Genomic DNA, 21,725 nt, shown 5'->3' with positions numbered 1-21,725 from the left:
CGCTCCTCATAACACGGGGAGGCGCCCTCCAAACAAGGGAACCCCTACAAACAAGGCCCCCCTCCGAAGCAGGGAACCCTTGTCAAAGCGCCCCTCTGACGGCTAACCCACGCGCTTGGAATTCAGGAGGCCCCCATGGCCATTGATGTCGCCACAGTGCGCAAGGTCGCGCGGCTCGCGCGGATCGCTACGCCCGAAGATCGTCTGGAGCCCTTGGCCCAGGAACTGAACGGCATCATGGCGTGGATCGAGCAGTTGGCCGAGGTCGACACCGATGGTGTTGAGCCGCTGACCAGCGTCGTGGGCGCCGGCGCCCCGTTGCGCGACGACGTAGTGACCATGGGCGGCGACGCCTCGATAATCACCTCCAACGCCCCCAAGTCCGTCGACGGCTTCTTCGTCGTGCCCAAGGTTGTCGAATAATGAGCGCCCCCAACTCCACCTCATTGACTTCCCTGACCCTTAAGGGCGCAATGGATGGCCTGGAAAAGGGTGAATTCAGTTCGGTCGAGCTGACCACGGCCCATATCGAGGCCATCGAGGCCGCGCGCGCTCTGAACGCCTTCATCGTCGAAACGCCGGAGCAGGCGCTGTCGATGGCCGCCGCCTCGGACGCTCGCCGCGCGCTTGGCGTGGCCGGTCCGTTGGACGGCGCGCCGCTGGGCGTCAAGGATCTGTTCTGCACCCAGGGCGTCCAGACCACGGCCGCCTCAAAGATCCTCGAAGGCTTCGTCCCCGAATACGAATCTACCGTCACCAGCCAGCTGTGGCGCGATGGCGCGGTGATGCTGGGCAAGCTGAATCTGGACCAGTTCGCCATGGGCTCGTCCAACGAGACCAGCGCCTATGGTCCGGTGACCAATCCCTGGCGCTCGACGGCCAGCAACAAGGCCCTGACTCCCGGCGGCTCGTCGGGTGGTTCAGCCGCCGCGGTGGCCGCCGACCTGTGCCTGGGCGCCACCGCCACCGACACCGGCGGCTCGATCCGCCAGCCGGCCGCCTTTACCGGCACGGTGGGGATCAAGCCGACCTATGGCCGCTGCTCGCGCTGGGGCGTCGTGGCCTTCGCCAGCTCGCTGGACCAGGCCGGCCCGATCGCCAAGACCGTCGAAGACGCAGCCCTGCTGTTGACCTCGATGTGCGGTCACGACCCCAAGGACTCGACCAGCCTCGACGTGCCGGTTCCGGATTTCAGCCAGTTTGTCGGCAAGTCGATCAAGGGTCTGAAGATCGGTATTCCCAAGGAATACCGTGTCGACAACATGCCGGCCGAGATCGAGAAGCTGTGGGAAGACGGCGTCGCCTGGCTGAAGGAAGCCGGCTGCGAGATCGTCGACATCTCCCTGCCGCACACCAAATACGCCTTGCCGGCCTATTACATCGTGGCCCCGGCCGAGGCGTCGTCGAACCTCGCCCGCTATGACGGCATGCGCTATGGCCTGCGGGCGCAGGGCGCCAATCTCACAGAGGTCTATGAAAACACCCGGGCCGAGGGTTTCGGTGACGAGGTCAAGCGCCGCATCATGATCGGCACCTATGTGCTGAGCGCCGGCTATTACGACGCCTACTACCTGAAGGCCCTGAAGGTGCGTCGCCGTATCGCTGAGGACTTCGACAAGGCCTGGGAGCGTTGCGACGCCATCCTGACCCCGACGGCGCCGTCGGCGGCGTTCGGACTGGGCGAGAACTCGAGCGATCCCATCGCCATGTACCTGAACGACGTGTTCACGGTGACGACCAATCTGGCGGGTCTGCCGGGTCTTTCGCTGCCGGCCGGCCTGGACGCCAACGGGCTTCCGTTAGGTCTGCAGATCATCGGGAAGCCGCTGGACGAGGGAACGGTGTTCTCGGTGGCCGGAGCGCTGGAAAAGGCGGCCGGCTTCAACGCCAAGGCTGCCCGCTGGTGGTGATCCAATAAAAAGGGCGGCCCCGCGAGGAGCCGCCCTTCTTCGCTACGCTCGATCCGTTACTGCGGATCGATCGGCGTGACCGGGGTCACGGTCAGTGTGGGGGCGACCGGAGCCGCGATCACGATCGGAGCCGGTTCTGGGGCCACCGCCGGCGCGGGCACCGTCGCGCTCACATTGGCTGAAGCCGTAGTGGCGTCGGGGGCCGTCACGGCTGCAGCGGGCGCGGCGCGGCGGGCGGCCGTGGCGCGAGGCGCGGCGCGGAGCCGAGCCGGGGCGGTGGCGAGCGGCACAGGTGAGGCGACGGCCGTTTGAACCGGTTCTGGAGCTGGCATGGCGGCTGGGGCCAGGGGCGGGGTCAGTGGCGCCGTGTCAGCGACAGCCATCTGTGCCGGCTTTTCGGTCAGGGCTGGCGCCTGATCCGGGCTAGCCATCATCGACCAGGCAAGGGCGCCGGCGGCGATCAGCACCACGGGAGCGCCAACCAGCAGCGCAAGATTGCTGGACGCTTTCTTCTGGGGGGTGCGAGCATAGACTGGCGCGGCGGGGAACAACGGTGAAGCATCCGTCGTAGCGGACACGGGCGCAGACCTGATCTCGGCGCGCGGACGGCTCGTATCGACAGTGTCGATAGAGTCGAGATTCAGGGTTTGATTAAAAGCGGGCATGATGTCCTCCTCAGCTTTATTTCTCAAGGAAGGTAACCGTTCGGCGCCGGCGAGGTTCCGCAGACCACGGAATGGCGCCGTTTCTGACAAGAAGGCGCCTTATTTGGTTTTGGCGCCGCGCTCGGGCGAGACAGCCCGAGGCATGGGGGCCAGCCTATCCGCCGGGGGCGCTGGCGCATTGGGTCGAAACCCTGCGGCCTAAGGGTTTTCGGCCATGGCGCGGTCGGTGTAAGAGAGGCGCATGACGCAAGATTCCAAAACCATTCAAGGTCGCACCGGTCCCTGGGAAATCGTTCTCGGCCTCGAGATCCACGCCCAGGTCGCCAGCAAGTCCAAGCTGTTCTCCGGCGCCGCCGTCGGTTTTGGCGCGGGCCCCAACGAGCAGGTGAGCCTGGTGGACGCGGCCATGCCCGGCATGCTGCCGGTGCTGAACGGCTTCTGCGTCGAGCAGGCGGTCAAGACGGGTCTGGGCCTGAAAGCGCAGATCAATCTGAAGAGCCGCTTCGACCGCAAGAACTACTTCTATCCCGACCTGCCGCAGGGCTATCAGATCAGCCAGTTCGACCAGCCGATCGTCGGCGAGGGCGTCGTCACCGTCGAACGCGACGACGGCACGACCTTCGACGTGCGGATCGAGCGCCTGCATCTGGAGCAGGACGCCGGCAAGTCGCTGCACGACCAAGATCCGAACGCCACCTATGTCGATCTGAACCGCGCGGGCACGGCGCTGATGGAGATCGTCTCCAAGCCCGACATGCGCACCTCGGAAGAGGCGGCATCCTATGTGAAGAAGATCCGCACGATCCTCGTCTATCTGGGCACGTGCGACGGCGACATGGACAAGGGCAACCTTCGCGCCGACGTCAACGTCTCGGTCTGCCGTCCCGGCGCCTACGAGAAGTTCCGCGAGACCGGCAGCCTCAGCCATTTGGGCACGCGCTGCGAGATCAAGAACGTCAACTCGTATCGCTACATCCAGCAGGCCATCGAGTACGAAGCCCGTCGCCAGATCGAGATCCTGGAAGACGGTGGCAAGATCGACCAAGAGACTCGTCTGTTCGATCCGACCAAGCTCGAGACCCGCTCGATGCGGTCCAAGGAAGAGGCGCACGACTATCGCTACTTCCCCGATCCGGACCTGCTGCCGCTGATCCTCGACGCCGACTGGGTGAAGAAGATCGAGGAGACCTTGCCGGAACTGCCAGACGCCAAGAAGGCCCGTCTGCAGAGCCAGTACGGCCTGTCGGCCTATGATGCCGGCGTGCTGATCATCGAGAGCGACCGCGCGGACTACTTCGAGGCCGCCGCGAAAGGGCGTGACGCCAAGCTGGTGTCCAACTGGGTGACCAACGAGCTGCTCTCCAAGCTGTCTTCGGGCGGTCACGAGATCGCTCAGTCACCGCTCCCCGCGTCGGATATCGCCCAGCTGGTCGAGCTGATCGAGAATGGCACGATCTCGTCGAAGATCGCCAAGGAGGTCTTCGAGCACATGTGGGCCGGCGAAGGGCGTCCGGCCGAGATTGTCGAGAAGCGCGGCCTGGTCCAGATCAACGACACCGGCGCCATCGAAGCGGCCATCGACGCCCTGATCGCGGCCAATCCCAACAAGGCCTCGGCCGTGAAGGAAAAGCCTCAGGCGATCGGCTGGTTCGTCGGTCAGGTGATGAAGGAAACAGGCGGCAAGGCCAATCCCGCCACCGTAAACGAACTGCTGAAGTCCAAGCTGGGCCTGTAGCGGTCAGAGGCCAAAGACACCCCGGAGGTCTCCTCCGGGGTGTCTTGTTTCTCAGCCGCTAGAGCCCTTTCCGACCTGATGGCTTCATCAGGGTCGGGCGAAAAGGGCTCTAAATCAGAAGTTTAGAGCATTTTTCGATCCGATAACCGTTTCACACTTATCGGAAAATGCTCTAGTAGCGGCCGCCGATCACGTCAAAGATCAGGCCATTGGCGATCGCCGCCAGCACATAGTCGTCGCCGGTGCGGTACCAATAGTAGCCGCGGGGCGGGGCGCGCAGGCGATAACGCCCGTAGTCGTGCACCACATAGCCACGGTCCCGGTAATAGGGCGGCAGATAGGCCCCGCGCCGCCAGGACTCGTAGCCTGGGCGATAGCCCGGGCGTCCATAATAGGCGACCGGCGGCGCGCCGTAGTGGAAGCGGTTGTCGTAATAGTAGCCGTTGTGGCGGCCGCCGTCCCAGCGACCCCGCGCGTCCCGACGATCTTCGCGCCGATCACGGCGATCTTCGCGGCGATCCTCGCGATAGTCACGCCGATCTTCCCGGCGATCCCAGCGATCCTCGTGACGGTCCCAGCGGCCACGGTCCTGAGCGGACGCGTCGCTGGCCACGACGACCATGGGTCCGGCCACCGAAGCGATCGCGGCGATGGTGAGCAACAGACGTTTCATCTCGTCCACTCCTTCTCGTCAGGCGGATTTCACGCCGCCAAGTCCCTCGACCTTTGAAGCCATTTTCATTCGGTGCGGCTGAACCGAGCCTGAATGACCCTGTCAGACGAACGCGCTGTTTCCGCAGGGGCTCCCTTGGCGCGGAGCGATCCGGCGACCATGCTGAGTCCAACGCAGAGATTTCCGGGAAAGCAAACCGATGAACCGTCCTATCGAACTGCACTATTGGCCCACTCCCAATGGCTGGAAAATCTCCATCGCCTTGGAAGAGATGGGCCTGCCCTACGAGATGATCCCGGTGAACATCGGCAAGGGCGAGCAGTTCAAGCCTGACTTCCTGGCCATCAGCCCCAACAACCGCATGCCGGCCATCGTCGATCCGGACGGTCCAGACAGCCAGCCGATCTCGGTCTTCGAGTCCGGGGCGATCCTGCAGTACCTGGGACGCAAGACCGGTCAGTTCCATGGCGGGACCGAGCGGGACCGCGTCGATATCGACCAGTGGGTGATGTGGCAGATGGGCGGCCTGGGTCCCATGGCCGGCCAGACCCATCATTTCCGACAATACGCCCCCGCGATCATCAGCGATCAACGCCAGATCGCCTATGGAGCGGTCCGCTACACCAACGAGACCAACCGCCTCTATGGTGTGCTCGACAAGCAACTGGCGGGACGAGATTTCATCTGCGGCCAATTGTCCATTGCCGACTTCGCGTGCTGGCCGTGGGTTGTGCCGTACAAAAATCAGGGCATCGTCCTGGAAGACTTCCCGAACCTGAAGGCGTGGTTCGAAAGGGTCGGCGCCCGCGAAAGCGTTCAGAAAGGCTTCAAACTGGGGGCTGAACTGCGTTCTGGAGGGCTTCAGGCCTCGGGGAAGGCGGCAGAAGAGGCTCGAAAGATGCTCTTCGGACAGCGAGCGCGTTAACTCGCTGTATATAGGCGTTTACGCCGAGTAACACCCCTGAAGAAACCATGTATTCGTCCCTAAATTCATGATGTTGCGGCGCTTAACTATATATTCAGCGGCGGGGGACTTTTCTGCGTTCAGGCCTGTGATCCGACAAAATGTCAGAGGGGCCTGGAAGAGGAGAAGAAGCCATGATGATGAGCATCGAACCGCCGGCTGCCCACGTGCTGCCGCTGCCGACCCCCGAGTCCTCCGGCGACGAACTGTTCCGCATGGGCCTGCTGTATTCGACCGGTCAGGGCGGCGCCCCCGTCGACTACGTCTCGGCGCATATGCTGTTCAACCTGGCGGCCATGCGCGGTTCGGTCGAAGCCAAGGTCTATCGCAAGGAACTGTCGCAAGAGATGGCCAGCGAAGACGTCGCCGAAGCCCAGCGCGCCGCGCGCGAATGGCTGGCCCACGGCTGAATCCGGTTTCCGGGTTCAGCGTCCGGCCTTCGACGCCGAAGGCTACTTGCCGACGCCGTTGATCGCGTAGCTGAAGTTAAGCGGCAGCAGTTCGCGGAAATACTGCTGCATGAACAATCCCGTCTCGGCTGCGCCGCTGCGCGGCACATAGACGATGTCGAACCGGCGAAGCGGAATCAGGTCCACGCCGCCGGGATTGGTCATCCCCTTCAGAAGATCCGCCGTGCGCAGCATGGCGCGACCGTCCGGGCCGCGACGAATGATCACGACCTGGCTACGCTTGGAAGAGGTCTTGAAGCCGCCAGCCTGGATGACGGCGCGTAGCGCGTCCACGTCGCCCGGCATATCGTAGACGCCTGGATTGCCGACCTCGCCACCGACGAATACCTTCAGGGGCGTAGTGGCCTTGACCGACACCTGTACCTGCGGCCGCAACAGCTGGCTGCCATAGGCATCGGTGATCGCGTCTTCCAGCTCGAAGATCGAACGATCTGCAGCCATCACCGGCCCAAGCAGGGGCAGGACGATCCGCCCGTCTGGCTGGACGACGGCTGATTTGTTCAATTCCGAAGCGGAAGCCACGGTCACCTCGACCTCGTCGCCGGGATAGAACCGATAGGAAGGCTCCTGCTCGGTCCAGTCCGCATAGCCGATATTGGGGAAGTTCGCGCTCGGACGCGGAGCCGGCGTAAGAGGCTCGTGGTCCACGTGGCCGCAGGCGGTCACGCCGCTGCTCAAAAGCATGATGGCCAAGGCCGTCGAGAGATGCGTGCGCGGTTGCATGCGACAAGTCTTAACAGGAATGGGTAACGAAGCCTTAAGGGCGGGCGGACCAGTTTGAAGTCGAGAGTGAACCCTTCGGATTCGTATGTCGACGACGAGCGCCTGGACCAGTGTGCCGCATGATCCCCCGTCGCAACGCGACTGGGCGACGCGTGCGCGCTATGCGCCGACCGATTTCATCACCCTGTTGTGGCGCGAACGCTTCCTGATGTTGGGCGTGTTCGTGGTGATTGTGGTGCTGGGCTTTGCGTTTTCGACGACCCTGAAGAAGAACTACACCGCCCAATCCAGCCTGTTTGTCCGTCTGGGCCAGGAATATGTCTACGAGCCCCGGGCTGGCGACGCCGGCCGCGGAGCGGTTCCCGATGTCGATCAGGTGATCCAGTCCGAGGCCGAGATCCTGGGCAGCGGCGAGCTGCGCGAGCGGGTGATCCGCAAGATTGGTTTTGCCAATGTGTTTCCGTCGGAGGCCGCCAAGTACGCGGGCGCCACGCCGGAAGGTAAGCGCAAGCTGATCGCCCTGGGCCGCGACGCTATCGCGCGCAACCTGAAGATCGAGACCGCGCCCGACAATTCGATCATCCGCCTGTCGTATCAGAACGAACATCCCGAGATGGCCGAGAAGGTCCTCAACACTCTGCTCGAGGAATACTTGACCTATCGCCGGGGCCTGTTGATCGGCGCCGATGATCGCGTGCTGCAACGGCAGAAGGACATCTTCGAGCAAAAGCTCGAAGAGACCGACACCAGCTATCAGTCGTTCCTGAGCACCAACGACATCGGTGACTTCACCTCGCAGAAGGCCACGCTGACTCAGCTACAGAGCCAAGTCGAGCAGCAGAGATATTCCATCGAGGCTCAGCTTCAGGATCGCGTCGCCCGTCTGGCTTCGGTCTCGACCGAACTGGCGCGCACGCCGGCCGAGACCGTGCTCTATCGCGACTCCGACACCTCGGCGGCCGCGAAGCTCAACCAGTTGAAATTGGATCGCGAAGGCCTGCTCTCGCGCTATCGGCCGGACGCCAGCCCGGTCCGCGACATCGACGCCCAGATTGCTCAGCTCGAGAGGGGTATCGCCGCTGGCCGTACGGCCGGCGAAGGCGCGCGGCGCAGCGGCCCGAACCCGATCTGGCAGACCTTGCAGACCTCGCGCAACGACCTTAGCGCCGAAGTGGCGGCGCTGCGCGAGTCCCAGGCGACGGCCGTCCAGCAGGTCGCGGACGTCAACCAGCGCCTGATGCGCCTGGCCGAGCTGGAGCCGCAGTTCAACCAGCTGACCCGCGATCGCGATGTGCTGACGTCGAACGTCCGCGATTTCACCGTCAAGGAACAGCAGGACGAGGCTCAGCGACGGATGTCGTCGGAAAGCAGCGACAATATCCGTATCGTCCAGCGCGCCGTGGCGCCCTCGAAGGGCAAGAGCCTGAAGACGCCGATCCTGGCTCTGACGATCATGTTCGCAGCCTTCACAGCCCTTTGCGCGGGACTGGTCCGGATGTTCCTGCGCCCTGGCTTGCAGACGCCGGCCTCGGCCGCGCGGACCCTTAACCTGCCTGTGCTCGCCACCGCCGGCTACAAGCGCGCAGCCTAGTGTCGAGCCCTTTGCGGTGAGTGCTTTGGTCGCCTTTCGCGCGCCAAGGGAATGACGCTAGTTTGTAAGCCCTGAACGCGCGGCGATTCGACGGATGGTGGATTTGAACGCCGAGATGGCGGAGTTGTGGAGCTCACTGGGCGCGCCAGCGCCCGGGCGTCCGCACGTCATCCAGATCGTCGCCGCCCGGAGGGGCGAGGGGACTTCGACCATCGCCCGCGAACTGGCCCGCTTCACCGCCACCCGCGCTGGTCGCAAGACCTGGCTGGTGGACATGGACCTCGCAACCTCGTCGCAATTCCAGACGATGGCCTTGGATCCCCAGCGCTTCGGCGCCTTGGGACCGGCGGTAGCAGCGTCGCCTGACGGCTCAGCCTTCTTCACGGTGCAGCCGCCCGCGCCCCGGCCAGACGGCGGCGTCTGGCCCGACGCCAAGTATCTGGCCGCCCACAGCGTCGGAGGACCCCGTCTCTGGGTCACGCGCTTCAATCGCGACGCGTTGAGGGGACGTCAGAAGGTCCACATCATCCCCGGGGCGGAGTACTGGCAGGCCCTTCGCCAACACGCCGAGGTGATCGTCGTCGACAGTCCGTCGACTGATCGCTCCCAAGCGGCCCTGACCGTGGCCCAGCACATGGACCAGACTGTCATGGTTGTCTCCGCCCAGCAGCCCGACGTGAAACCACCAGCCCAGCTTCGGGACGCCCTAGCCACGGCCGGCGGTCGCTGCGCCGGCGTGTTCTTCAACCAGGCTTCGGTCGAGCCGCCAGCGTTCCTGCGAGCGATCCTCCCGTGACGGCGTCGGGGAGGGCGCCGCTCCTCCTGCCCCAGATCGCGATTTTCTGCGCCTCGGTCGCCATGCTGCTGCTCTACAGTGGGGGCTGGGCGCTGCCCTTGTTTGGCGAGAACGCCGACGAGTCGGCGGCGGGGTTCATGCGCGTGGCCTATCTGCCCGCCTATGCCGTCGGCTTCCTGCTGATCGCGCTCAATCCGCGAAACATGCTGCGCGTGCTGCTGCGCCAGCCGCTGCTGATCATCCTGATGCTGGTCGTGATCGGCTCGACGGCCTGGTCGATTGCGCCGGACGTCACAACGCGGCGCGCCTTTGCGGTGACCTGCACCACCCTGGGCGGCCTCGCCCTTGCCGCACGCTACAAGTGGGCCGAGCTGGCCGAGCTGGTGGGAGCCACGTTTATCGTCCTGATCGTCGGCAGCTTCGTGGCTGCTCTAGCGGTGCCCTCCATCGGCGTCATGACCGAGCTTTTCCCCGGGGCGTGGCGCGGCCTGTGGATGGAGAAGAATGGCCTGGGCGGGCTGATGGCGCTGGGTTTCTGTCTGCTTTCCGCTGCGGCTCTCCTCAACCCGCGACGGGCCAAGCTCTGGTGGCTATTCGCGGGACTGGCGCTGGTGCTGGTGCTGATGTCGACCTCCAAGACCTCCCTGATCTCGCTGGTGGTCGGTGGCGCAGCCTTGGCTTTCGTGCTCATCGCCAGGCGCAGCCCGGCGGCGGGTTCCGCGATCACTTGGACCGGCGTCGCCGGTGCCATGCTGCTGGGGGGCTTCCTCCTGGTCGCTTCGAACGTCTTCTTCGAGTTGCTTGGCAAGGACGCCACCTTGACCGGCCGCACCGAGATCTGGAGCGCGGCCATGCGTCAGATCGAGCAACGTCCCTGGACGGGCTATGGTTATGCCGCCGTGTGGGACGACAAGTCCGGTTGGGGTCCGTTCGCGTGGATCACCAAGGACGCCGGCTTCCAGGCTCACCATGCCCACAATTCCTGGATCGAGCAGTGGCTGGGTATGGGTATCATTGGCCTTGTGGCATGGGGGCTGTTTTACCTCCAGACCTTGGCCCTGGCGATCATCGCTGTATTCCGCGAGCGCGGGGCGTTGCTCGTCTTCCCGTTTCTGATGGTTTTCACCCTCGTGTCGCTGACCGAGAGCATAGCGGTGGTCTATAACGACTTCCGTTGGGCCCTTTTTGTGGCCTTCGCGGCCAAACTGGCCTTCTCGGATAGGCAACAAGAGCGCGGTTGACGCCGCGCCCGGCAATAGTTTTCAGTGGGCTCGCTGCGAGCGCTCCGTAGACGGAGGGTGTCGAAGGGTCAGAGCCCTATCCGGCGAGCGCCTTCGGCGACGGTGACCACGTCGAAACCAGCGTTCATCGCGCCATCGACCAAGCGCTCCAGAGCCTCGACTGAGCAACCCCACCGGGACGGGGTCGTAGACACATCGTGGGTGTAGAGGATCAGCCAAGCCTTGCGGGCGTGGGCGCGATCCAGCCATTTCAAGGCGACGGCCTCGCCATCTTCGCCCTCGATCCCCACGGCGGGGGCCTGATTCAGGTCCGCGCCATTGGCGATCAGGCCGTGATGCAGGGCGCGCACGGTCTTGAACCGCTCGGCCAGCAGCGTCTTGGCGCCCGAACCGACGTCGCCATAGGGGTAGGCGAAGCTGACCGGCTCACCGGCGCCCCAGGATTTCAGCGCGGCGGCGTTCTGATCGATATCGGCGAGGGTGGCTTCTTGCGAGGATTGACCGCAGTCGAGGTGCGAGAAGGTATGGCAGCCGATCTCATGGCCGTCGGCGTGCAGGCGCGCGGCGTCCTCGCTGGTGGCGAAGCGGCCCATGGGGCCGTCACGACCCGTCAGACCGGCGGCGAAATAATAGGTCCCTCGTAGACCCCGCGCTTCCAGCACCTTGGCTCCAGCTTCGCAGGCGGTGGCGGGCGCGTCGTCGAAGCTGAACGACACCATCGGCCGCTCCAGCTTCACGCGGGCCGGACGGCGATGGGCCAGGCGGATCAGGCGGCGACGCAGCTTGCCCTTGAGGGTGCGGTCCGGCTCGTAGGCATCGACCCTGTCGTGGGAAACTTGCATCAGACGGCCTCGCAATAGAGAGCGGCGCGGTAGAGCCGCATGGCAAAGGCGCGCAACGACGTCGGTGCGGCCTCGTTCAGGGCGAAGGCCTTCAGCATCGGTCGCCAGATGTCGCGACCGGGAAACGGCTTGAGCGCCCGGGCCACCCTGTAGCTGGGATAGGCGCTGACGATGTCGCGATGGGCGCTGACCACGCGCGCGAAGTTCGACGCCGACTGCTCGTACTTGGCCGCCATGGCCGAGGCGGTGTCCAGGCCCAGATGGGTGGCCGAATTGTCGATGTGCAGGATCGGATGATGGCGACCCACACGCATGGCCCACTCGACATCTTCCCAGCCCCAGCCGGTGAAGCCCTCGTCGAATTCGACCGTCTCGAACACGTCGCGACGGACCAGCAGGTTGGAAGTGAAGACGTGCTTTTCGGGCGATTTGGCGCGCTCGGGCGCCAGGGTGCAGTCGCTCTTCAGCGCCATGGCCCGGTGCAGGGCATGCTCGGGCCGCAGCGGTGTCTGCTCTAGCGTGAAGCCGCCAAAGGCGATGGGCGTGTTCTCGCCCTCGGCCAAGGCGGCCCAGCGTGCCAGAAAATTCTCGGGGTTCGGCAGCATGTCGCTGTCGAGGAACAGGAAGTGACCGGCGCGGGCGTGACTGGCCAGGCGATTGCGGCCCTTCGCGCGGCCCTGGTTCGACGTCAGCCGGATCAATCGCGCGGGCAGGCGCAAGCGCTCGATCCGGCCGGCGATGCGCTTGGCCAAGGCCTCGTCGCCGCTGCCGTCGTCCAGCACGATGATCTCGGCGCGCGTTGACGGGTCGTCCAGCGCCTTGAGGAGGGCCGATGGATCGTCGCGGAAGGTTGGGATCAGCACCGACAGGCGCGGCGTGGCGTTCGCCCAGGCGGCGTTGTTGACGACGATCTCGTTGGCCGTGGAGGTCATACCGGACGCGCCTTTCGCCGGGCAAGGCCGGAAAGCTTGCCACGCAGACCGTCTACATTGAATCCCAGCACCACGCCGCCATAGACAGCGGCCCCGACGCCGGCTTTCAGGATCAGTTCGAGAATTCCGCCCGGCGAGGGCAGGATCAGCACGGCACCGGCCATCAGCAGGCAGGCGCCGCCGGCCTTCGCCAAGGTGTCCCATGGGATGGGCAGGGATTGGGCGCTTCGGCCCAAGGCCCAGGCCGCGACCGCGCCGCCGCCGTAGCTGGCGGTTGTCGCCCACAGCGCGCCATCCAGTCCGAACCGCGGGATCAGCAAAAGGTTGAGGATCAGATTGACCAGCGCAGGGATCGCCATGGCGGCGATCAGCATCGGCGTGCGGCGGCCCAGGGTGAAGGCTTGCAGCAGATAGTAGGTCGTGACGCCCGACAGCCAGCCGCTGGCGGCGATCCACGGCACCACCTGAGCCGCGCCGGCGCGCAGGGACTCGCCGACCATCAGCTCAACCAGAGACGGGGCTACCAGGGCCAGACCGGTCGCAGCCGGCAGGGTCAACAAGGCCATGAAAGAGGCCTGCTCGCGAGCGGCGTCCTTCAGGGCCGATGGGCCGCCACGCTCGAGCGCGGAGACCAGGGCGGGGCCGCCAGCCATGCCGAGCCAGATGAACACCACGTCCAGGGTCCGGCTGCCGAGCGAATAGCCGGCGTGATAGACTCCCACCGTGGCTTCGCCGAGATAGGCCGCTAATAGGAACCGGTCAGTGATCGACAGCACCAAGGCGAGGATCAGCGACAGCGCCACCGGCACGCCATAGGTGGCGTAATCGCGAGCCATGACATGGTCGAACCGGCCGCCGCGCATCCGCCCCAGGTCCGTAGGCAACACAAACACCAGGCACAGCAGCGAGATCGCGCCCATGCCCAGCAAAGGGGCCGCGCCGCCCAGACCGACAAGCGCCAGGATCAGGCCCAGCGCGAAGCCGCCGACAGTCTGGACGATGTCGAGCAGAGCCGCGCCGGAAACTTCACCGGCCGCGCGCCGGCGTTCTTGGGACAGCTTGGTCAGGCTCTTGGCGACGACGGCGGCGAATGCGGCGGCCAGGGCGACCTTCATCGGCGCGTCCAGAGGCAGGACGGACAGGACGATGGCGGCGATCACCGGCGTCGCCAGGGCGCAGGCGCCCCACAGGCGATACAGCGTCGTGAAGTGGTCGGGGAGCCGGCCATCCTCCGCCCTCGCCGCGAAGAATCGGGCCATGGCCGCCTCCGACCAGGTCAGCAGAATGGTCTGGGTCAGGCTCAATGCCGAGAAGGCCAAGGCATAGGCGCCGTATTCCTCGGGCGTCAGCACCCGCGTGAACAGGACGATGGTCAGCAGGCCGACCACGCCTTGGGCGATATTGACCGGCAGGTAGCCGAGGACGCCGCGCCAGAACATCGCCTGTCTCAGCGCACCGTCGATCGATCCCCGAGAAGGCAGGGGATGGTCATGACGATGATGTACAGGTCCAGCCAGAACGACTGGCGCTCGATATAGTCGACGTCCAGCGCGACGCGGTCGCGCACCAGTTGGGGCGTATCGACTGGCCCACGCGAGCCGTTGATGGCCGCCCAGCCCGTGACCCCCGGCTTCATGCGGTGCCGGTGGGCGTATTGTTCGACCAGCTTGGCCGACTCGATGTCGCCGGTCTTCATTCCGACCGCGTGCGGGCGAGGCCCGACGATCGACATCTCGCCGCGCAGCACATTGAACAGCTGCGGCAGCTCGTCGAGGCTGGTCTTGCGAATGAACTTGCCAACCCTGGTGACCCGGTCGTCATTGGCGCTGATCTGGCGCGCGGCCTTGGCGTCGGCCATTTCGTGGCGCATCGACCGGAACTTCCAGACGAGGATCTCCTCGTTGTTGAAGCCGAGGCGACGCTGGCGGAAGAAGATCGGACCCGGGCTATCCAGGCGCACTGCGACCGCGACGATGGCCATCACCGGAGCAGCGACGATCAGGCCGCCGATCCCGACGACCAGGTCCTGCAGGCGCTTGATGAAGGCCTTACGCGCGTCGATCTCCGCGCCCGAAAGCTCGGTCAGGGCGGCGTCGGCGATGCGGGAGATGGCGGCGTCTCTATCGGCGTCGCGGCCGACATCGACGAACAGGCTGATAGGATTGGGCAGGACGTCGAGCTTGTCGACCAGTTGCCGCACCCGGCCTTGCGCGGTCGAGGTCACCGCGATCACCACACGGTCGACATAGGGCATAACGCGGTGGTCGATCAGGGCCGATGTGTCGCCCAGCACAGGCACGCCCAGCAGGTTCTCGGGCGCGCGATCCAGGCGGTCGTCGAAAATGCCCAGCACATTGACCTCACCCGTCCGCAGGGCGGCTTCGATCAGATGCTGGGCGTTTGCCGTGGCGCCGACCACCACGATGTTGGGGGTCAGCCGACCCTGGCGGCGGCCTTGGGCGATCAGATTCCACCACGTCGTGTGAAGCACCGTCAAAAGAGGAACCAGGCCCATGAAGGCGAGAACCGGAAACGACGAGCTTGTCGGCAGGGCCGGCCAGATCGTGTTGACCGCCAGAACGACTGTCGCGGCGGCCCCGAAGGCGGCGACGACACGCAGCAGATGGCGGGGCAGGGGCTCCCGTCGCGCGAAAACATAGGCGTCAAGCGCGCGCAGCGACGTGAGCAGCGCCACGACGCCCGCGCTCAGGGCTGCGGCGGCGTTAACGGCGAGTAAAGCGTCTCCCGAGCGCTGTGCCTGAACCCAGAAAATGGCCGCGCAGAACCCGGCGGCCACAAGTCCATCGACGCCGCGAAAGGCGCGCGCCAGGGCGCGAGCCTCGATGCGGGCGCGAGCCGGCACCAGCTGCTCAGGACGGAAAGGGCCGCGCCGCGCGCTGGAAGGCGAGTGTCGAGCGGACAGGTCGCGCGTCGCGGCGGGATCCGTTTTCCCCTCGGCAGGGCAGCCGGGGTTCGCGGTGTTCGGGGCCTGGAGATCACGTGTGATGACGGGCGACATGGGCTCTGAACCGGTAAAACAGCGTTCATCCTAGCGTCGCCGTCTGAGCTTCACGTTAACGCACCGATTTCCGCTTACGCGTGATTGTCATGTCGCCGCGAACAGGCTATCCAGCCGCTCCTCTCAGGAGGAGACGTGGCCGAGAGGCTGAAGGCACCGCTTTGCTAAAGCGGCATACCCCAAAAGGGTATCGAGGGTTCGAATCCCTCCGTCTCCGCCACTACCCACTGATTTTCTTTGATTTATTATCAAGTAATCAAGCTGTTCCCATAATCGCTCCCCAATGGGCCCGGCGTTGCAATACGTCATGCCGCGCGCCTGAAGCGCGATTCGCCGCCTGTCTGTTTGATCAAGGCAAACCAAAGCTCTGATGGTCCGCCTGTAGGATTGGCCTCTGATCTGGCCCGCAGCCCGGGCGCGTGTGGATGGGTTACAACTGCGTCCGAAAACTCTTCGTGTGGCTACTTAGCTTGAGCCGCACGCGAGGATGGGTGCAGGCCAAGCCGCGTTCCGTCAGCTGTAATCGCGGGCGATAGATAACGCGCACGCGCGCGATGTGGGCAGAAACTCGGCTGCGAACCACCGCCCCGACCTTATCAAAACTTATCTATTTTAGATGGCCCGTCGGATCGCTCAGGGCCTGCCCTTGGCTCCCTTGGCTCCCTTGGTCGCGGCGTAGTCCACGCGACCAGTAGCTGCGCCCTTGTGCCGAAAGGATATGCCCCCACGCGAGACGGCGACCGTCCTGCGGCGCGGCTTTCCCTCGACCAAGAACAGCTTGATCATGGGGCTCAAGACGGCGACCCTGAACCTGAAGTCGGCGAAGGCCGTTCGCGACCAGGGCGAGCCAACGACCAAGGCCCGGTTGGAATCGGCGCGGGGCCAGATGAATGCGGCTATGAGGGCGGCGGGATGATCAAGGCGGTTGCAGCTTCGGCGATTTTATTCACGCTCCTCTCCACGCCGGCCAGCGCGCAGAGCACTCAGGGCCCGGTGAAGAGCATCATCGGGCACGGGACCATGAGCTGCGGTAAATACACGTCCGAGAGGAAAGATTCCAATAGCCTCTTTCCCATGACGGCAATGATCTGGGTCTCTGGCTACCTTTCGCGGGCCGCATACGTGCGAAAGGGAAACATGCTTAAGACCGTCGAGTATGAGGCGCTGCAGGGTTGGATGGACAACTATTGCGCAGCCAACCCTTTGGAGAACGTCGCCACAGCCGCTTCCACCCTCGAAGTCGAGTTGGCGGAGCGTAGTCTTTGACGCACGGCCGGGCTCAACATGTAGTCGATTGGATGAGCTTCGGTTCGCCGGTGAACTGGTCGGCCGGGATCGGCCCCTGCGAGCCCCATAACCAAAGACGGGTTGGTCGCTACCTTCCTTGGCATTCGAGGTTCCATGATTTTCGGGCCGCCGCGCCAATGTTGGATGACGTCGAGCAGCGCTTTCCGACGATGAGACCGCCGGGAGCGCTTCCCCTCAATGCGAAGAGATCCAGCGCGGAGGGTTGAGCGCCCTTCAGGATGTAAGAGGCGGCTATTTCGAGATTGAAGGCATGAACGGCCGGGATCGACGTCTCTGCCCCCAAGCGGCCTCCAATGGGCCTGCTATGGATCACCCTTGCCCTGTAGGGGCGTCCAGTGATTGATCGCAGCCAACGCTTTTGAAGCTTGCTGATCTGCCTGACAGCGACGGGCGGGACATGGGCCAGCAAATGGCAATGCCACCCTTTGAAGTCGCCGTTCTCATGCACCCAGACCCACGCCGCCCGGTGTCCATGCCTTGCGAGGCATTTCGACAGCAGATCAGTGAAGCGCCCGGTTGCCTTGGCAATGCCATGCTGTGGAACACCCGCTGACTTCCAGTGGATCGTGATCATGCGGTTTAAGGGTAAGCCAACGGCCTTGGCGTGGTCGATCGCATCCAAAAGGTTTGCCACCTGGGCGGTGGTCAGTGCATGGCTCACGCGGTCGGCGCGGTTGCGGGCTCCGCCTCGACCGGCCTTGCGAACCAAATTGGGTCCAACACCTATAATAATAGGCGGGACAATCCGCTCGCACAGTAGAGCGGCAACGCCTTGCGGCGCATGACTTTTTGCTACTGTTTGCAACTTTAAAACTTCACCGAAACCACCGCCCCGGTGAAGTTTCAAAGAGCCGCCACGCCGAGCCCGGTTGCGCGGGTTTCGCGCGGCGGCACTCGTCATTTCTTGACCCCCGGTTCTCCGCCGAGATCGGCTGAAACCCAGACAATGGCTTTCTTGCCCGTCTCATTTGATCGCCGTTGGCCGCTGTCGCAGATCAGGCCCTTCAGCTTCAGTTCTGAGGTTCGCGGCTGGATTGTGTACCGCGACACCTTGAGCTTGCTGGCGAGCTCGTCGGCGGTGAAGCCGATAAATCCAGCGTCCCGAATAGCCTCCTCGGCCATCTGCTGAAGTCGACCCAGCTTGGGTGCCAAGTCATTTGCAGCAGCAACTGAGGTGTCAACTCGCCGGTGCCCGGGGGCGTTGGGATAGCAGGTCATTGCGCGCCCCCAAGGTCCGGACCGGGCAGGCCGCAGCGAGCTAACAGTTTTTCAAGCCATGCCCATTGGCGCGGGCTCAAGGCGTCCGCGACGCAGACATGACCGAGGAACCCGGCTTCCTTACGGTCTAGCCCGAACGCGCCGCTTAGAAGTGCCAAGGCCGCCGCGCGGTGGTTGGGAAGCGTGGCGCTAGTCATGCCAGCACTCCCCGTAGCAGAGCCAAACGACCTGTCTGGCCAGCGCAGGCGAGAGGCGATGTTTCGCCGCCAGCATTTGCACCCGGCGGGGTGAAGCGATAGAAATGTCGCCAGAGCCGAACGTCGAAAACGGATCTAGCGAGGCCCGGCCCTGCACGGCCGGGTCTTGCACCATAAAGGCCATGGCTCATGCACCTCCCTTGTATTGGGGCAGGCTGGCCAGATAGGCCTCAATATCGGCAAAGGTAATCAGGGTGCGACGACCGGCCTTCCGGGCCGTCAGATCGCCGCGTTTAAGTGCGTCATAGATCGAGGTTCGGGACATTCCCGAAAACTGGATCGCCTCAGCAAGTGTGCCGTAAGCTTTGGTCACGGTAGGGGCATCCATATTGCCGTCCACGACATGTGCGGACGCCTAGGGATATACCGCTGACCAACTGGCCAATGGTGGGGAGCTTCTCGGCTTAACAAGAAGCGATTCACACCCCACTACAGGCCGGAAATTATACCTTCGGCGAATTGAGCCTGCTGAAGTTGGTGTAGCCGACAAGCCTCTTTGACGACTTCAGCCAGATTTAATGTTTCCGCCTCGCCGAATGCCAAAGTCACCATCGCCCTGTAAAATTCCATGAACGCTGTCGGCTGCTTGTGCCGTTTGTCACTTGGGAAATTGTTGGCCGAGACCTTGGCGTCAAATGCGGCCTCAAATATCCGAGCAAGGTATTGCCCTCGCTCTATTCGTATCCGCTTTTGCACTGAAAACCTCCAAGGGCCAGGCTGGCTTTCAGTCCCTTCTGCAGCCCGCCGCATGAAGTTTGCCAGCCAATCGAGTTCCGCTAAGGCCGCATTGAAGCGGCGATAGTCGGAGGGCCCGCCCATAACGATGCCATCGCTGAGGTCTTCCCCGTCTTCGCCATCCGAATGGTGCCAAGCATGGCTCCATAGGCGGTCGCGAACAGCCTGATCACATTGAAATAACTCCAGCCAAGTTGATCCTGCTTTGTTTGCGAGCCGCTTCAGTTTGGCGCGAATTTCGGCATTAGAGATCTGCTCGGGACCGTCAGTTGTGTTTCTCATTGTGATGGCGAGCGAGCGCCTTACGGCCATTGCCAGCCAGTTCATATCCAAGTGTGGTCGCAGTGGTGGGGTTGATCCAGGCAGGGCCTTGGTAACCGCGTCCACCGTCACCATTAGCAACCGATGATCCCCGCCGATGAACGCGGCAAATTCGGCATCATCGGCAAAGCTCATTCATCCCCCCGTAGCGTTTCGATGAGCGCTTCAAAATGCATCCGCTGTGTTAGGGCAGGGCAATGGCGTTGCAATCGCTCACGCCGCTGCTCCCCGGATTGGCGTCACCTTTGCTCCAGCCGCGCCGTCGCCGACACAATAGGCCGCCCAATCGTCCATGAGTCGGCGGCGCTTTTCAAACAGGTCGCCGCGCCGATAGGCGGCTTCGGCCTTGTTTCCGATGACATGGGCCAGTGCCATTTCGCAGACTTCATGGGCATAGGCGGTGCGCTCCGCCGCCCAATCGCGAAAGCCAGACCGGAAGCCGTGCGCGGTGCAGTCGACGTCCATCCGACGCAACAGCATGGTCATGGCCATGCCCGATAGCTTGCCGCCACTGTCGCCCGTGAACAGGAAGTCAGAGCCGTCGATCTTGGCTTTCTCAAGGATCGCCAGCGCTCGCACTGACAGGGGAACCCGGTGTTCCTTGCCAGCCTTCATGCGCGCCGCCGGGATCGTCCAGATCGCCTTGGCCAGATCAAGCTCGCTCCACGTCGCGCCGATGACCTCGCCCGTCCGCGCCGCCGTCAGGATCGTAAATTCCAACGCAAGCGCCGCCATGGCCTTGCGGTCGGCAAGGCGTGTCACGAACGCCGGGACGCTCTCATAGGGCAAGGCGCGGTGGTGACCACGGGAGAGGCGGGTACGCGGTGGCAGGATCTGGGCGATATGGCCACGCCAGCGGGCGGGGTTTCCGCCCTCGCGATAGCCGCGCGCCTTGGCTGAGTCCAAGATGGTTTCGATCCGGCCACGCACCCGGCTGGCGGTTTCGGGCTTCGCCTCCCAGATCGGCTCAAGGATCGACAGCACATGGGCCGTATCGACCTGACTGACCGGCATGTCACCGATCACCGGATAGACGTAGGTGGTCAGGGTGTTGGCCCATTGCTGGCGATGCTTGGCGTTGCGCCAGCTTGGCTCATTGGTGGCAATATAGGCCCCGCCAGCAGCCCGAAACGAATATCCCGCCACCTTTGCGGCCTGAGCGGCCGCAAGGGCTTTTGCGGCTAGCGTGTCGCGCTCATCGAGTGGATCGACACCGGCCTTGACCTTGAGGCGGAGCGCCGCCGCCAGATCCCGAGCCTCTGAAAGCTTGATGGCGTCTTGGCCCGATGCTGGCCCTAACCCGACGTCGCGCGACTTGCCTTGCAGCATGAAGCGAAAGACCCAGGAACGCGCGCCCGTTGTCTTCACCAGCAAATGCAGACCACCGCCATCAGCATGACGGCCGGGCGAGGCCGCCTTCACCGTTAGCGCCGTGAGGGCGTTCGTCACCTTGCGAGGCATGGCCCAGACCTTCGTTCCCATAACAGTTCCCCAATGATACGCCGGTTTTATGGGAACGCAATGGAACGTGGGTGGACGGTTGGCGGGTAATTCGTGACAATTATCAAAGGAAAATCAGGCATCTAAAAGTCAGTGCTGACTGTCATTGGATTGTAGTTCGGGGGACTCCGTCTCCGCCACCACCCTACCTTAAGATGGTGATTTCATTTGAAATCTTAAGGTTATGACTGCCTCGGCCCTACTCTCGGCCCCACTTTGGGTGTTCGCCGGTGGCGAGGACGGTTCTGATTGGGTGCTACGCCTTCTGCTGCTCTAGCCCCACATCGAATCGCTCTGGTGTTTACTCCTGACCCCTGCCTTCCAGGATGCATTCTCCCACGCCGAGGTGGTGGTCGCTTGATTGATGTGCTCAGGAGTTTCATCCAGAACGGCGCTTAAGGGTCCGTTTTCTGGCGATGAATCAGTGCCCGCTCCTGGCGCCTCTTGCCCGGAGCGGGGAGACCGTTTCGGCAGTTGAAAATTGGGCCGTTCAACCGCGTGCCCCCACGGCCGACCGCAGCATGCCGTCGCCACGGCCGATCTTTCTTCGCTAACCTCGACAACGCCGTGACACGGGGCGCAAACAGCCTGTACATCGACTTCAAGTCGGCACCGCGCATGACCGGCAAGCACTGGCATTAAGACACCTCCGCCACCCGCTTCGGCTAAAAGATCCTGAGACCAGCCTAAGTATCTTCGACCTGAATGCGCATTCCAGTGATCGTGGGCGCCCATTCCAGGCGATGGTGGGCGCCGATTCCACGTGATCGTGGGCGGTCTGGAGCCTGACCGACGGCGGCTATGGAGTCAGGGGTTTTGGTCTGC

Annotated in this window: 22 protein-coding genes and 1 tRNA gene; 11 read left to right on the top strand and 12 right to left on the bottom strand. The window is 63.8% G+C overall.

Annotated features, from left to right (window positions below; translation table 11 throughout):
- The first annotated feature begins 135 nt into the window (after window positions 1–135).
- Both gatC and gatA read left to right on the top strand, forming a co-directional pair.
- A complete protein-coding gene (gene gatC / locus ACP69S_RS15930; protein WP_425998848.1) occupies window positions 136–423 on the top strand; it encodes an Asp-tRNA(Asn)/Glu-tRNA(Gln) amidotransferase subunit GatC in 288 nt (95 codons plus the stop codon).
- Window positions 423–1,910 carry an Asp-tRNA(Asn)/Glu-tRNA(Gln) amidotransferase subunit GatA gene (gatA, locus tag ACP69S_RS15925; RefSeq protein ID WP_425998846.1) on the top strand — a complete coding sequence of 496 codons (1,488 nt, stop codon included), beginning with the start codon at window positions 423–425 and terminating at the stop codon, window positions 1,908–1,910. The genes gatC and gatA overlap by 1 nt, the downstream gene beginning before the upstream one ends.
- Before the next feature lie 56 nt (window positions 1,911–1,966).
- Here the strand turns inward: gatA and ACP69S_RS15920 are convergent, their stop codons facing one another.
- A complete protein-coding gene (locus ACP69S_RS15920; protein ID WP_425998844.1) occupies window positions 1,967–2,575 on the bottom strand; it encodes a hypothetical protein in 609 nt (202 codons plus the stop codon).
- 241 nt (window positions 2,576–2,816) lie between these two features.
- Between ACP69S_RS15920 and gatB the strand changes: the two genes are divergently transcribed.
- Window positions 2,817–4,310 (top strand): Asp-tRNA(Asn)/Glu-tRNA(Gln) amidotransferase subunit GatB, encoded by a 1,494-nt coding sequence (gatB, locus tag ACP69S_RS15915; RefSeq protein WP_425998842.1) that lies wholly within the window; start codon window positions 2,817–2,819, stop codon window positions 4,308–4,310.
- Window positions 4,311–4,482: 172 nt separating this feature from the next.
- Here gatB and ACP69S_RS15910 read toward each other — a convergent pair whose 3' ends face one another.
- A complete protein-coding gene (locus ACP69S_RS15910; RefSeq protein ID WP_425998840.1) occupies window positions 4,483–4,983 on the bottom strand; it encodes an RcnB family protein in 501 nt (166 codons plus the stop codon).
- Between the two features lie 199 nt (window positions 4,984–5,182).
- On the opposite strand from ACP69S_RS15910, the gene ACP69S_RS15905 reads away from it, so the two are divergent.
- Together ACP69S_RS15905 and ACP69S_RS15900 are read left to right on the top strand one after the other, a co-directional pair.
- Window positions 5,183–5,908 carry a glutathione S-transferase N-terminal domain-containing protein gene (locus ACP69S_RS15905; protein ID WP_425998838.1) on the top strand — a complete coding sequence of 242 codons (726 nt, stop codon included), beginning with the start codon at window positions 5,183–5,185 and terminating at the stop codon, window positions 5,906–5,908.
- Window positions 5,909–6,081: 173 nt separating this feature from the next.
- The gene (locus tag ACP69S_RS15900) at window positions 6,082–6,357 is read left to right on the top strand and encodes a sel1 repeat family protein (RefSeq protein ID WP_425998837.1); all 276 of its coding nucleotides are present in this window, start codon (window positions 6,082–6,084) and stop codon (window positions 6,355–6,357) included.
- A 42-nt stretch (window positions 6,358–6,399) separates the two neighbouring features.
- Here ACP69S_RS15900 and ACP69S_RS15895 read toward each other — a convergent pair whose 3' ends face one another.
- Window positions 6,400–7,140: a polysaccharide biosynthesis/export family protein gene (locus ACP69S_RS15895; RefSeq protein ID WP_425998836.1), complete on the bottom strand. Its 741-nt coding sequence runs from the start codon at window positions 7,138–7,140 to the stop codon at window positions 6,400–6,402.
- 85 nt (window positions 7,141–7,225) lie between these two features.
- On the opposite strand from ACP69S_RS15895, the gene ACP69S_RS15890 reads away from it, so the two are divergent.
- The 3 genes from ACP69S_RS15890 (at window position 7,226) to ACP69S_RS15880 (ending at window position 10,768) form a co-directional block, all read left to right on the top strand.
- Window positions 7,226–8,731 (top strand): GumC family protein, encoded by a 1,506-nt coding sequence (locus ACP69S_RS15890; protein WP_425998834.1) that lies wholly within the window; start codon window positions 7,226–7,228, stop codon window positions 8,729–8,731.
- A 94-nt stretch (window positions 8,732–8,825) separates the two neighbouring features.
- On the top strand, window positions 8,826–9,527 hold the full coding sequence (locus ACP69S_RS15885) for a sugar kinase (protein WP_425998832.1): 702 nt from the start codon (window positions 8,826–8,828) through the stop codon (window positions 9,525–9,527).
- 62 nt (window positions 9,528–9,589) lie between these two features.
- Window positions 9,590–10,768 (top strand): O-antigen ligase family protein, encoded by a 1,179-nt coding sequence (locus tag ACP69S_RS15880; protein ID WP_425998954.1) that lies wholly within the window; start codon window positions 9,590–9,592, stop codon window positions 10,766–10,768.
- Between the two features lie 68 nt (window positions 10,769–10,836).
- Here ACP69S_RS15880 and ACP69S_RS15875 read toward each other — a convergent pair whose 3' ends face one another.
- From ACP69S_RS15875 to ACP69S_RS15860, 4 genes are read right to left on the bottom strand one after another with little or no spacing between them, the layout of a single operon-like run.
- Window positions 10,837–11,610 carry a polysaccharide deacetylase family protein gene (locus tag ACP69S_RS15875; RefSeq protein ID WP_425998830.1) on the bottom strand — a complete coding sequence of 258 codons (774 nt, stop codon included), beginning with the start codon at window positions 11,608–11,610 and terminating at the stop codon, window positions 10,837–10,839.
- Window positions 11,610–12,542 (bottom strand): glycosyltransferase family 2 protein, encoded by a 933-nt coding sequence (locus tag ACP69S_RS15870; RefSeq protein WP_425998828.1) that lies wholly within the window; start codon window positions 12,540–12,542, stop codon window positions 11,610–11,612. Before ACP69S_RS15870 ends, ACP69S_RS15875 begins: the two co-directional genes overlap by 1 nt.
- Window positions 12,539–13,981, bottom strand: coding sequence for an oligosaccharide flippase family protein (locus ACP69S_RS15865; RefSeq protein WP_425998826.1), 1,443 nt, complete (start codon window positions 13,979–13,981; stop codon window positions 12,539–12,541). The genes ACP69S_RS15870 and ACP69S_RS15865 overlap by 4 nt, the downstream gene beginning before the upstream one ends.
- 8 nt (window positions 13,982–13,989) lie before the next feature.
- Complete coding sequence (locus ACP69S_RS15860) at window positions 13,990–15,465, bottom strand: undecaprenyl-phosphate glucose phosphotransferase (RefSeq protein ID WP_425998952.1); 1,476 nt, start codon at window positions 15,463–15,465, stop codon at window positions 13,990–13,992.
- Between the two features lie 225 nt (window positions 15,466–15,690).
- Between ACP69S_RS15860 and ACP69S_RS15855 the strand changes: the two genes are divergently transcribed.
- The 3 genes from ACP69S_RS15855 to ACP69S_RS15845 all read left to right on the top strand — a co-directional run bounded on the left by ACP69S_RS15855 (window position 15,691) and on the right by ACP69S_RS15845 (window position 16,827).
- Window positions 15,691–15,781, top strand: a tRNA-Ser gene (locus tag ACP69S_RS15855).
- Between the two features lie 498 nt (window positions 15,782–16,279).
- Window positions 16,280–16,477 (top strand): hypothetical protein, encoded by a 198-nt coding sequence (locus ACP69S_RS15850; protein ID WP_425998825.1) that lies wholly within the window; start codon window positions 16,280–16,282, stop codon window positions 16,475–16,477.
- Complete coding sequence (locus ACP69S_RS15845) at window positions 16,474–16,827, top strand: hypothetical protein (protein WP_425998823.1); 354 nt, start codon at window positions 16,474–16,476, stop codon at window positions 16,825–16,827. Before ACP69S_RS15850 ends, ACP69S_RS15845 begins: the two co-directional genes overlap by 4 nt.
- Before the next feature lie 109 nt (window positions 16,828–16,936).
- Here the strand turns inward: ACP69S_RS15845 and ACP69S_RS15840 are convergent, their stop codons facing one another.
- The 5 genes from ACP69S_RS15840 to ACP69S_RS15820 all read right to left on the bottom strand — a co-directional run bounded on the left by ACP69S_RS15840 (window position 16,937) and on the right by ACP69S_RS15820 (window position 20,861).
- The gene (locus ACP69S_RS15840; protein WP_425998822.1) at window positions 16,937–17,770 is read right to left on the bottom strand and encodes a hypothetical protein; all 834 of its coding nucleotides are present in this window, start codon (window positions 17,768–17,770) and stop codon (window positions 16,937–16,939) included.
- On the bottom strand, window positions 17,767–18,087 hold the full coding sequence (locus ACP69S_RS15835; protein WP_425998821.1) for a hypothetical protein: 321 nt from the start codon (window positions 18,085–18,087) through the stop codon (window positions 17,767–17,769). The genes ACP69S_RS15840 and ACP69S_RS15835 overlap by 4 nt, the downstream gene beginning before the upstream one ends.
- Before the next feature lie 384 nt (window positions 18,088–18,471).
- The gene (locus ACP69S_RS15830; protein ID WP_425998820.1) at window positions 18,472–18,657 is read right to left on the bottom strand and encodes a helix-turn-helix domain-containing protein; all 186 of its coding nucleotides are present in this window, start codon (window positions 18,655–18,657) and stop codon (window positions 18,472–18,474) included.
- A 116-nt stretch (window positions 18,658–18,773) separates the two neighbouring features.
- Window positions 18,774–19,535, bottom strand: a complete 762-nt coding sequence (locus ACP69S_RS15825) for a hypothetical protein (RefSeq protein WP_425998819.1) — start codon at window positions 19,533–19,535, stop codon at window positions 18,774–18,776.
- A gap of 78 nt (window positions 19,536–19,613) precedes the next feature.
- Window positions 19,614–20,861 (bottom strand): tyrosine-type recombinase/integrase, encoded by a 1,248-nt coding sequence (locus ACP69S_RS15820; RefSeq protein WP_425998818.1) that lies wholly within the window; start codon window positions 20,859–20,861, stop codon window positions 19,614–19,616.
- Between the last annotated feature and the right edge of the window lie 864 nt (window positions 20,862–21,725).

Source organism: Caulobacter sp. DWR1-3-2b1, assembly GCF_049895765.1.
Taxonomy (GTDB): domain Bacteria; phylum Pseudomonadota; class Alphaproteobacteria; order Caulobacterales; family Caulobacteraceae; genus Caulobacter.
The sequence above is the reverse complement of the archived record's forward strand: the minus strand, read 5'-3'. Positions and strand labels throughout refer to the sequence as shown.